The 12873-nt window shown below is 35.7% G+C and carries 5 protein-coding genes and 1 pseudogene; 2 read left to right on the top strand and 4 right to left on the bottom strand.

Annotated features, from left to right (window positions below):
- Positions 1-79: 79 nt before the first annotated feature.
- A complete protein-coding gene (locus D8787_RS05725) occupies positions 80-763 on the bottom strand; it encodes a Bax inhibitor-1 family protein (protein WP_054392909.1) in 684 nt (227 codons plus the stop codon).
- A 54-nt stretch (positions 764-817) separates the two neighbouring features.
- Positions 818-1558, bottom strand: coding sequence for a TrmH family RNA methyltransferase (locus D8787_RS05730; RefSeq protein ID WP_125421661.1), 741 nt, complete (start codon positions 1556-1558; stop codon positions 818-820).
- Positions 1559-1591: 33 nt separating this feature from the next.
- On the opposite strand from D8787_RS05730, the gene D8787_RS05735 reads away from it, so the two are divergent.
- The gene (locus D8787_RS05735; RefSeq protein ID WP_125421664.1) at positions 1592-1870 is read left to right on the top strand and encodes an acylphosphatase; all 279 of its coding nucleotides are present in this window, start codon (positions 1592-1594) and stop codon (positions 1868-1870) included.
- Positions 1871-1947: 77 nt separating this feature from the next.
- Entirely contained in the window at positions 1948-2874 is a 927-nt protein-coding gene (yidC, locus tag D8787_RS05740) for a membrane protein insertase YidC (RefSeq protein ID WP_125421667.1), read from the top strand.
- A 47-nt stretch (positions 2875-2921) separates the two neighbouring features.
- On the opposite strand, the pseudogene D8787_RS05745 reads toward yidC, so the two are convergent.
- Positions 2922-4110: pseudogene (locus D8787_RS05745) on the bottom strand (transposase).
- Positions 4111-4312: 202 nt separating this feature from the next.
- Positions 4313-12547, bottom strand: a complete 8235-nt coding sequence (locus D8787_RS05750) for a leucine-rich repeat protein (protein WP_125421670.1) — start codon at positions 12545-12547, stop codon at positions 4313-4315.
- Between the last annotated feature and the right edge of the window lie 326 nt (positions 12548-12873).

Below are 12873 nucleotides of genomic sequence, written 5' to 3' on the forward strand. Positions count from 1 at the left end.
TACACCTATTTCCCAAAAAAGAAAAGAGAAAATTAAAAAAAAAATCAGTGTCACTCAAAACACTGATTTCATAGACCTTTTAATCATTGCGACCAAAGATACGTAAAATACTTAGGAAAAGATTGATAAAATCAAGATAGATACTGAGAGCCATTGACACAACCCAACCTGTCGCTACTCGACCTTGCGATTGTTCATAGGCAAGACGAATTCTTTGATTGTCCCAAGCAATCAGCCCAGAGAAGACCAAAACCATGGCTACGCTGATCATATAATCAAAGAAACCGCTAGCCAAGAAAATATTGACTACCATGGCAATCAGCAAACCAATAAGAGCCGCCATCATCGCTCGACCAATCCCACTCAAGTCTTTCTTGGTGAAGATACCAACTGCCGCCATGACAAAGAAGAGAAGGGCGCTCGATACAAAGGCAGATAAAACTGTACCCGGAGTATAGAAAGCCACCACAAAACTGAGGGTAAAACCGTTTAATACTGAGTAAAGTAAAAATACTGGAAGAGCAGCTGGACTATTTCTTGAAGCCATACTACTGGCAACGAAAACCAAGGCCAACTCTGCAAAGGTTGCAATGGTCAACCAGAGACGCCCCTGCATCAAAAAGTAAACCAACTGAGACTGAAAGACCGTCAACATAAGACCTGATACCAAAGCGGATAGTCCGATTCCCAGACCAACAAAGGCATAAACCTTAGCGTAAAATTGATTGAGACCTGCGCGGTCGTGAATAATAGTGTGATTCATCTTTTCTCCTTTTCTATGAACATCTTTCCTTGATTATAACCAAGAAAGTTAAAATTAGCTTAAATGGAAAATCAAAATACCTGCCGCAACTGCAACATTGAGACTCTCTGCCTGACCCTTCATGCTAATATGGACCAACTGGTCTGCACTTTCAGCCATGAGGGGACTAATTCCTTGGCCCTCATTTCCCATGACTAGTACAAAATTTTCTATAGGAGGCAGTTCTCTGTAATCAACAGAATCTTTAGATAGGGTTGTTGCCAGCATTGGGATAGCTGCCTCTTTTGCTTCCTTAAGAAGCACTTGACTAGTCATCCTGTAAATAGGCAGATGAAAATGACTGCCTTGCATGGAACGGAGGGTCTTGAGACTGTAGATATCTGCCGACTTATCTGAAACAATCACTCCTGTAAAGCCTGCTGCATCTGCCGTCCGAATGATGGTTCCCACATTCCCAGGATCTTGCACATCTTCCAAAAACAAGAACTTGCCCTGACTAAAGTCAGCTTGCCCTACTTCTTCTTTTTGAACCACGGCAACAATTCCCTGTGGAGTTTGAGAATCTGCCAAATCTAGCAAAATATCCTCTGACACCCAGATAGTTTGCGAAAAAGCAGCTAACTGATCTCGGTAATTTTCTAAGGCAAAGATTTTCTCAATCGTCACTCCAGCTTGAACAGCTTCTTCAAACAAGTGCCAGCCTTCAATCAAATAAGCAGACTTGCGGTATTTTTTTTGGTGTAATTTCTTGGCATTTTTTACCACAGAATTGGCTTTTGAGGTTATAATAGTCATAGAAATATTATAACACAATCAAAGGGGGTTGGTATGCAAAAGGTTAGAATGATTGCCCAAGGTAGGGTGCAAGGAGTTGGCTTTCGTTGGGGTGTTTATAGCCTGGCACTTGAAATCGGTGGTATTACTGGACGAGTTTGGAACAATGACGACGGTACAGTGGAAATCTTAGCCCAAGCAGACTCATCTGCTACCATGGCGAAATTTATCCAAGAAATCCGAAAAGGACCCGCACCTTTTTCAAAAGTCAACTACTTAGATATCCAACTGAGCAACTTCCCTCCCTACCCTGACTTTAAAATCGCAAATTAGGTCTCTAGAACTATTGTATATTTTGTAAAAAAACAGTAGAATAGAAAGGTATAATTTTTAAAGAAGGAATAAAAACAGTGAAATCTATTAAACGTTTTGCACTCTCGACTATGGGAGTGGCTATGTTGCTTGTCTTGACTGGCTGTGTTAGCGTCGATAAAGCAACAGGAGAGCCAACAGGATTTATTTGGAATACTTTCGGAGCGCCTATGGCTGAAGCTATCAAGTACTTCGCTACTGATCAAGGTCTAGGCTTTGGTATGGCTATCATTATCGTAACCATTATCGTGCGCTTGATTATCTTGCCACTTGGTATCTACCAATCATGGAAGGCAACGCTTCACTCTGAAAAGATGAACGCCCTCAAGCACGTCCTTGAACCACACCAAACACGTCTCAAGGAAGCGACTACTCAAGAAGAAAAACTCGAAGCCCAACAAGCTCTCTTTGCCGCTCAAAAAGAACACGGCATCAGCATGTTTGGTGGTGTAGGATGCTTCCCTATCCTCCTTCAAATGCCTTTCTTCTCTGCAATTTACTTTGCTGCCCAACATACTGAAGGGGTTGCTCAAGCAAGCTACCTAGGCATTCCTCTAGGTTCTCCAAGTATGATGTTGGTTGCCTGCGCAGGTGTCCTTTACTATCTTCAATCGCTCCTTTCACTTCACGGAGTAGAAGACGAAACGCAAAGAGAACAAATCAAGAAAATGGCTTACGTGAGCCCAATCACGATTGTCGTCTTCTCCCTCATTTCACCAGCCAGTGTCACACTTTACTGGGTTGTCGGTGGTTTCATGATGATTCTCCAACAGTTTATCGTCAACTATATCGTTCGTCCAAAACTTCGCAAAAAAGTCCGTGAAGAACTGGCAAAGACCCCACTAAAAGCAAGTTCTTTCTCAACAACAAACGGACGAAAAGACGTTACCCCTGAACAACCAACTGCTATTACAAGCAAGAAAAAACACAAAAATCGCAACGCTGGAAAACAACGTTCGAGATAAAGCTACGTAGATTGGCTCTTTGTCAACTGTAGTGGGTTGAAGAAAAGCTAAGCTCGAGAAAGGACAAATTTCGTCCTTTCTTTTTTGATATTCAGAGCAATAAAAATCCGTTTTTTGAAGTTTTCAAAGTTTCGAAATCCAAATGCATTTCGCTTAATAAGTTTGATTAGATTATTGGTGGCTTCCAATTTAGCATTGGAATAGGGTAACTGAAGGGCATTGATGATTTTCTCTTTGTCCTTTAGAAAGATTTTAAAGATAGTCTGAAAAAGAGGATGAACCTGCTTTAGATTGTCCTCAATGAGTCCGAAAAATTTGTCAGGCTTTTTATTCTGAAAGTGAAACATCAAGAGTTGATAGAGATTATAGTGGTATTTCAAGTCTTCTGAATAGCTCAAAAGTTTATCTAGAATCTCTTTATTGGTCAAGTGCATGCGAAAAGTAGGGCGATAAAAACGTTTATCGCTGAGCTTCCGACTATCTTGTTGAATGAGTTTCCAGTAGCGCTTGATAGCCTTGTATTCATGGGATTTTCGTTCAAACTGATTCATGATTTGGACACGAACACGACTCATAGCACGACTCAAGTGTTGGACAATATGGAAACGATCAAGAACGATTTTAGCACACGGAAAAAGCTATTTAGCTAAGTCAAAGTGATTTCGAATGATAGCTTGTGTTCTGCCCTCAAGAACAGTGATGATATTGAGCTTGTCAAAATCTTGTGCAATGAAGCTCATCTTTCCCTCGGTGAAGGCGTACTCATCCCAAGACATAATCTCAGGAAGGCGAGAAAAATCATGCTCAAAGTGAAAATCATTGAGCTTGCGAATAACAGTTGAAGTTGATATGACCAGCTGATGAGGCAATATCGGTCATAGAAGTCTTTTCAATCAACTTTTGAGCAATCTTTTGGTTGATGATACGAGGAATTTGGTGATTCTTCTTGACGATAGAAGTTTCAGCGACCATCATTTTAGAGCATTGATAGCACTTAAAACGGCGTTTTTTCAGAAGGATTCTGGTAGACATACCAGTCGTTTCGAGGTAAGGAATCTTAGATAGTTTTTGAAAATCATATTTCTTCATTTGGCTTCCGCAATCAGGACAAGTTGGAGCCTCATAATCCAGTTTAGTGATGATTTCTTTGTGGGTATCTCTATTAACGATATCTATAATTTGGATATTAGGGTCTTTGATATCGAGAAGTTTTGTGATAAAATGTAATTGTTCCATATAAATCTTTATAATGAGTTATTTTGTCGCTTTTCATTATAGATCTTATGGGACTTTTTTTCTACAACAAAATAGGCTCTATAATATTCATAGGGGATTTACCCACTACAAATATTATAGAGCCGAATATCACTTCTGAGAACTTTCTCATTAGTCTTAATGTGGAATAATTCTTAAAGTTGAGTTAATCCATCACTAATAACTAGTTTTTTATATTTTTCTTTCTCTTATTTGAGATGATTCCAAAATGAGCCGTTGCTAAAGCAATAATACCTGCCAACTCAAAACCATAACCATATTCACTACTTGTATTTGGTAAATAACCTTTAGTTCTTATGGTTGTTTCTTTTGATGAAAAAGGTTCTGAANACGATTGATTCATCACTACTTGCTCTATCTTAGTATTTATTACAGTAGAAACCCCTTGATGCTCTTTCCTAATATTATTACGTTCGATTCTAATAATCTCAATTGGTGCAATATCTGGGACGTAAGATACCTGTTTTGTTCCTCGATAAACCTTCTTAGCTTGCGGTTCAATACGTGATAATTCTTTTTCTGTACTTAATTGCAACTCACCATTTACATATACGTCTGTGATTTCTACTAAAACTTTTCCGTTTATTGCTACAACTTCTCGAACTTTGCCTACATCGAGACTTGAATCATCAACATATTCAACCTTATCAGTCTTAAGAATTCGACTTTCTTGACGAACCTTGGTTTCAAGAATAGCCTCTGGTTTACTGTGTTCAATTGGTGCAACATCTGGAACTTGTGATACCTGTTTTGTTCCTCGATAAACCTTCTTAGCTTGCGGTTCAATACGTGATAATTCTTTTTCTGTACTTGATTGCAACTCACCATTTACATATACGTCTGTGATTTCTACTAAAACTTTTCCGTTTATTGCTGCAACTTCTCGAACTTTGCCTGCATCGAGACTTGCATCATCAACATATTCTACTTTATCCGTTGTGATGACACGACTCTCCTGACGAGTTTTAACTTGTCTAGCTAGCGCCCACTTAGCCCATAGGGTTTTATCACCAACTGAATTAAAGAGGGTATTGTCAATCTTTTCCCCTATAAAGTGTGGGTTATCATACCATCCTTCAAAAATATAGCCATTACGAGTTGGACTTTCCAAAGAAACTTCAACATCGGTTTGGTATGTTGAAGGTAAGTCACGAGTAACACTACCACCACCTAAATTGTAAGTAAGGGAATAAGTATGAGGTACCAATTTAAAGTCAATCCCCGTTTGAACAGGCGCTACAGGAAGCCAATCAGATTCATATGAAATGTACCCCTCTTTAGAAACCTTGACTTTCCAAAGGCCTTCAGGAACATCCCAAGCATACTCACCATTTACGTTTGTTAAAACTGGGTTAAGTTGAGAATAATTATCAGCATTCCAGACTTTTTCCTTGCCATCAGAATCCTTAAAGTAAACTGTCACTTGGACACCAGATAAAGTTTTACTTGTTACACTATTGATAACTGTACCAGATGGATCAATAACGTAGTTTAGCGATTCTGGAAGAGTTAAGAGATAGTCTTTAACTTCAACAAGGTCAGTAATCGAAGAATGATTACCCCTATCTATAAAACGTGATTTGGAAGAACGATGACCTCGATCTAAGGTATAGAAAAATGAAGTTAAATTATGAACTACAACGTTTGGATTATTAATAGTTTTTTTGAATGGTACTTTAACATCATTTGGCATCTGCCCTATTGTTGCTATACCATTCGGAACGTTTATCTCATCTACCAAATAACGCGTAAACATCTTTCCTTTTGTTGTCGCTCTATCAAGACTATCTTGCCTATTATTAAAACCTGGACCATTAAAATTAACAACTCTTCGTAATTTTGCTTCAATATCAGCTAACTTATCATCTTCTAAAATCCAGTCTCCAGCATTAGCTGCTTGATACCCCCCCAAAGAATGTCCTGTGATATAAAGATTTTCAAAGTGGGGATAGTTTAACCTGATTTCTTCAATGATTTTCCTGATCTGGTACTTTGCAGCTCTTTCTTGAGGGCTTTTCCCAAAAGGAATGTTTCTATTCCCCAAACCAGCTTCATTATCAATACCAAGAGGATCATATTTTATTAGTCTATTTGGTTTCTCATCGCTTCCCCTAAAAGCAACAATGATATTTTTTTTATTTTTATCAATAAAATATGATACTGTGGAATGATATTTACCAGGCGAAATATTATTTCCCGCTATCTCAGATTCCTTAAAAGCATTTTCCAGTTGTTTAACAAATATCCAATTAGAAAATAGGCTCTTATCCGTAGATTTAAGATCTAAATCATAAAATTGATAGTTTGGTTCTTTGTCTCCGTTCAACGAATCAAAGTTAAAATATGATAGTCCCGTTTCTCCATTTTTAGGCAACAATCCTTCTAATCCTTTTGGAGAGAGATAAGCCAATCCTGAAAATATCAACAAATCTCTATCCGATACATCCCAATTATCATTATTTGTATCAGCAATTACAGGATTATCTTCACTAATTACAAACTTATCCGTCTCTTTAACTTTGTCCGAATCAATCAGACCATCTCCATCACTATCTCGGTTGGTCACTGTTTCAACTTTGATGACAAAATCTTTTGGAATGAAATCATCCCCAATACCAGCTCCCTTAAAAAAACCTTCATATTTAAACCAATGAGAATTAGATTCTCTCCTTAAATATACAAACGCATCTTTATTATCTCGTGACGTTTTTATAGAAACTCCAGAAACATTTTTATCATTTTCCAACTCAAGTTCAAACTCAAATTTTTCTCCAGGTCGGAAAATTACATTATTATTCGCCTTACCATCAACTAAATTGAAGGATTGTCCATGATGTTTCATAATGAATGATTTTAGACGTGGAGCGGAAGATCTATAAAAAATTGTTTTTTCTTTAGAGAGGTAGCTATCTGNTGAAATTTCCGAGATAACTTTTAAATAAATTGGATTTGAAGAATTGTAGTCACTTGAGAATTGAGAAACATTTATTGACAATACTATTCTATAACTACCATCCTCTTTAGAAGTTGTTTCTGGAATGTTTTCATACGCATGATTGACATAGAATTTCACTTTGGTATTTGGCTTAGTCTTCCCAGATACTGTTAACGAATTACTAGAAATATAATCATTAACATTTATAGTCAAATACGGCATTTCTTCATTAATATGTCCTAGAAGTTCAGCCCTCTGGATACCATTTTCCTTATAACGAATTTGTGCTACGATATCTAAATAGGTTAACTCTTCCGCTGTCGTTTTAACATTAAAGTCAAAAGTTCCTTTTAATGAATTTATGTCCTTCAATGTTAAAACATTTTTATTTTTTCCTGAAATCGTACCTTTTTTAACAATAGGGTTTTCTGAATTAAAACTTACCTTATCATCTGGCAGTGTGATAACAATCTCTGTATCTGAGATGTTACGCCCTGCTGTCTTTAATTCGTATTCTAAACGAAGTGAGAGATTTCCTGACAATTTTAAATTCTGAGATGTAGTTCGTAAAATAGCTTTTGTCACTATACTATCATTATAATGTTTATACTCATCTCCTGCTTCTACTGTCTTAAATCCATTGGCTTTTAAGTAAGTTTCAGCATAAGAACCTGATACAACATGAAATGTTACCTTATCCTTGTTTGCAATCAGTTTCTCACCAATTTTTGTGACACTTGCAGGAATATAAACATTTTCCAAGCCTTCCATATTAACAAAGGCATTTGTATCAATGCTTTCAACCTTATCTGGGATAATAAGTTGATTCATGTTTTTGTTACCTTCAAAAAGATAACCATTTAAAGCTTTCAACTCAGATGGTAGCTTGATACTCTTAATATTAGAGTTAAACCGAAAAGCTCCATCTCCGATTTCAGTGACAGTATCAGGAATATCAAGATACTCTATCTCCGTTGATTCAAAAGCACGTGAATCAATTTTAGTTAAACCATTAGGTAAAATAACATCTTTAAAACCTTCTTGTGGGCCTTCAAAACTTATAGCTGTAGACTTATTATTTCGGAATGCATATTTACCAATTTCCTTAATCCCTGAAGGTACGATAAAGGTTGTCAAACCTGTGTTTTCAAACATACCATCAGGTATACGGATACCTTCAATTTTATTACGCAACTCATTCAATTTCTTACTGCCTGCAAAGGCTCTATCTGCTGTTGTTAATTTTTCAGGAATATTAACACTATTTAAAGTGTTAATATTTCCAAAAGCGAACTCCCCTAACGTTTCCACAGTATCTGGCAAAGTTAAGAACGTAAGGCTAGTTCCATCAAAAGCGTGATTTCCAATTTCGGTAAGATTAATATTGTCTTTAAATGTCACTGATTTTACAGGTGTTACACCGTTAAAAAGATAGTCTGATACCTTGCTAACGCCACCTTCAAAATTAACGAAGATACTCTCAGGTCTTTGTTTAGATATTTCATCACTATAATAATCTCGATAGCTAAACGGTGAGATTGTGTTAACATCATAATATTTATCAAGTTCTATATTTGACTTGATTTTTACGACTCTTAGCTTACTACTATTTCCAAAAGCTGAACTTCCTAAATATTGCAAAGAGGCCGGTAACTCTATCACCTTCAACTGATTACCAACAAAAGCTGACGAAGCAATTCGTTTAATTCCTTCTGATAAAATTAAGTCAGATAATTTAGTATTGTAAAAAGCACCAGAATTAATTTCCTCAATATTACTTGGAACTTCTAATTTGGTCAGTCCTGTATTAGCAAAAGCATTCTCAGAAATAGCTCTCAACTGTTTGGGAAAAATCACTTCTGTGAGTGAATGATTATTTTCAAAGGCTCCCCTACCCAAATAAGTCAAACTATCAGGTAATTTAACATGTTTTAAATTTGTATTAGCAAAAGCACTTTCATAAATGGCTTCCAAGGCATTATTTAAAATAATTTCACTTAAATAATCGTTTTGAGCAAAGGCAGAATATTCTATTGTTTTAATTGTAGAAGGTAGGGTAAATGTTTTAATCCCAATATTACGTAAAAGACCCGATGGAATATTTTCACGACCATCTTCAAAGATTACATTTTCCAGTTTTTTACTATTTGAAAAAGCATTATAACCACTCTCAAGACTCAATGGGATATTTACAGAAACTAGAGTTGCAATTTCCCCAAAAGCTTCAGTTTCTAGTGTCTTTAATTTTGAAGGTAGGATAACATTGGTTAGTTGTGTACCTGAAAAAGCGTTTTGTCCTATTGATATTAAGTTATTTGGTAACGTAATACTCTGCAAAGGAGTATCAGCGAAAGCAATTCCTCCAATGCTTGATACTGATTCAGGAATTGTGATCTTAGCTATATTAGTCTTATAGAAAGTCTTACTTGAGATCTCTTTTAAATTTGCAGGCAAAGTAACTTTATCTAGAGTTTCAACAGAATCAAATGCTCCGTAACCAATCTTTTCAACACTATCTGGAATGGTAATTTCTTTAAGCTTAGTATTTGCAAATGCAAAGTCCTGAATTTCAGATAATGATGGCGGTAAGTTAATCGTGGTTAAATCAGAATGAGCAAATGCCGCAGAGCCAATCTTTGTAACACTGCTTGGTAAATCAATCTTTTTAATACCCGTTCCTCTGAACAATTCACTAATAATTTCTGAAATTCCATCTTCAAAAGTTACAGTTTTTAGATTTTTATCCCCTAAAAATATGGCATTATAACCTTGTCCCCATTTTACGTCATGCCAGTATGTACCATAAATATTACTATCACTTCTAGAATAATCAGTAACTGATTTAAGAGATTTTGGAATATGTACTGACTCTAACGATTCAATACTAAACGCACTAGAACCNATAGTCTCAACTTGACTAGGAAGCACAACTTTTTTTAGTTTAGTTCCACTGAAAGCATACCGACCAATTGTCTTCAGATTAGCTGGTAAATCAATAGAAGTCAGACCTGTATTGTAGAAGGCTTCATTTCCAATACTAGTCACATTTTCTGGTATAGAAATGTCAGCTAAGCCTTTCAAATCATAGAATGCTCCATCTCCTATTTTTTCAAGACTTTTTGGTAATACTACCGATTTAATTGACGTTCCAGAAAATGCACTGAGACTGGAATAAGAAGCTCCTCTTATTTCTTTCAAACCTTCTGAAAAAGTTATCTTGCTCAATTCAGAATTATTTATAAATGCAGTCCCGAGAACTTCTAATTGACTTGGAAGAGCTACTTCTTTTAAGTGATTATTTGAGAAAGCTTCATCACCTAATTTTTTTAAATGAACAGGCAAAATTACTTCAGATAAATTATTATACGAAAATGCCTTTTCACCTATCTCTTCTAAACCAGTAGGAAGGACCACTTCTTTTAGCCCTGTATTACGGAAAGATCCAATTCCAATTTTCTTTAGAGTACTTGGAAGTAAAACAGATTTTAAATGTTGATTGTTTTCAAAAGCATAATCACCAATTTCTTCCACACCTTCTGACAAAACGAGTCTTTCAATTTGAGTATTTTGCAAAATACCATTTGGAATTTTTTTCATCGAAGCAGGAATTACAATCTCTTTTAGCCCAGTATTTGAAAACGCTCCTTCCCCAATAGTTTTAAGAGTTGATGGTAAAGTAATCTTTGTTAATTGTTTATTACTAGAAAAAGCATCTTTCCCAATTTCTTCTACTCCTTCTGGTACGACAAATTCTGTAATACCAGTATCTGCTAGAAAACCATCAACAATTTTTCTAGCCCCTGTTTTAAGGTTTATTGTAACTAAATTTTTACTACCACTAAAAGCATTCCATCCTGTAACTAAATTACTTCCTACGTCAATTGAAGTCAATGTTACAATATCTCCGAAAGCATAATTTCCAATCTTTTCTATAGCTGATGGGAAAAGAACAGTCTTAAGACTTGTATTCTTAAAAGCATAGCCAGCAATTTCTTTCATCGTTGATGGAAAATTGATATTCACAATCCCTTGTTGATTATAAAACATTTTAGCTGGTATTTTGGTAACTCCTTCTTCAATCACAACCGTCGTTAACGGGCTGCCATCAAAGAGTCCCTCCCAATACCAATCGTCCCAACTTTTATTGATATCAGAAGTCACTGTAACTTTTTTTAACGTATCAATATTAGAAAATGCATTGATACCTAAACTGTTTAATTTTTTAGGCAGATATATCTCAGATAAATGGGTTCCACTAAAAGCAGATCTACCTATTTCAGTTAGCTCTTTAGGTAATTCAATAGATGTCAAACCTGAATGTTCAAAAGCACCTGTTCCAATATTTGTAATACCACTCGGTAAATTAATATGGGTAAGACTTGGAGTATCAGAGAAGGCATATCTAGAAATCTCAGTCAAAGTTTTAGGAAGTTCAACAACTGATAATTTGCTATCACCTGAAAAAGCACCTTCTTCAATCTGTCTAACTCCATCTAACAAATTAATCTTTTCTAAAGATTTATTATTAGAAAAAGCATAGCTTCCAATAGCCTTGACACTAGAGGGTAAAACTATCTCTTCTAAACCAGTGTTATAAAGAATACCGGACGGGATAGTGACAATACCATCTTCGAAATTTACTTTTTTAAGATTAATATCTCCATAAAAGGCATGACTAGCAGTTTCAACAGATTTTGGTATAGTTACTTCTGTCAACGTCTTTATATTAGCAAAAGCATTCTCACCAATATACGTTAAACTTGATGGCAATTCTATCTTCGATAGCGATGTCCCCTCAAAAGCTGACATTCCTATGCTTTTTAGAGTACTCGGTAAAATTACTTCCTTTAATTTCGTGTTATTTTTAAAAGCATTATTATCTATAACAGTCATACCTTCTGGAATTTCAATACGCGAAGCACCACTGGCATTTAACTCTTCAAAATAATCTAAACGTTTTCTATTTTCTTCCTCAACTGTTTTTTCCACTCTACTATCCGAAGAATTAGTTAGAACTGATGCTCTGTCTTCACCTTTCGAATTGTCTAAGGTTATATTCGCATCTTCTTTGGTAGAAATCTTATCTACAGAACTATTATTATTTGCTACTAGAGCAGTAACATCTTCTGAGGGTGATGATTTACCAATCTCTGGATTTACCTGTTCGGACACAGAAAAATTTGTTTTATGTTCTTCAGTGACTATACCCTTCTCTGAAGAAGTTACTTCACTATTCGTATTAGAAGAGCTTTCAATAGAATGCGGTAACACGACATCACTATACCCGGATGTTACTGTTTCAGTTACCGTACTGTTTTCAGTGATTGTAGGCACGTTATTTGAAGTCTCATCTGCAAACACAACTGAATTTCCAAATACCATGTACGCACCAACTAAAACCGTCCCAGCAACAGTTACCCATTGCCCTGTTCTGCGTTTTCTTAGTTTTAAAACTTCCTTCATTTAAATATCTCCTATTGCAATAATATCTTTCAAGTTACTCTTTGACTGTCTTTTTGATTATCAAATTATTTATTCTTCGTAAAATCTTTCTTAATACTCCTTTCCAGAAAAGTCTGTGCTATACAAAGTAAAGGTTAAACCATTTCTCCAAAAACTCTATTCAAATATGGTAGGACAATTAATTTTTGTCATCACCTAAACTAATACTTATACGTTGAAGTAGAACGTGACTAAATTGTTCTCAAACTTTTCATTACTTACAAATAAAATCAATCCTATTTTTGAAAGGCCGTAAAATTATGAAATATCTACAAATTACACTGTAC

The organism is Streptococcus mitis (assembly GCF_003944325.1).
GTDB lineage: Bacteria > Bacillota > Bacilli > Lactobacillales > Streptococcaceae > Streptococcus > Streptococcus mitis_CW.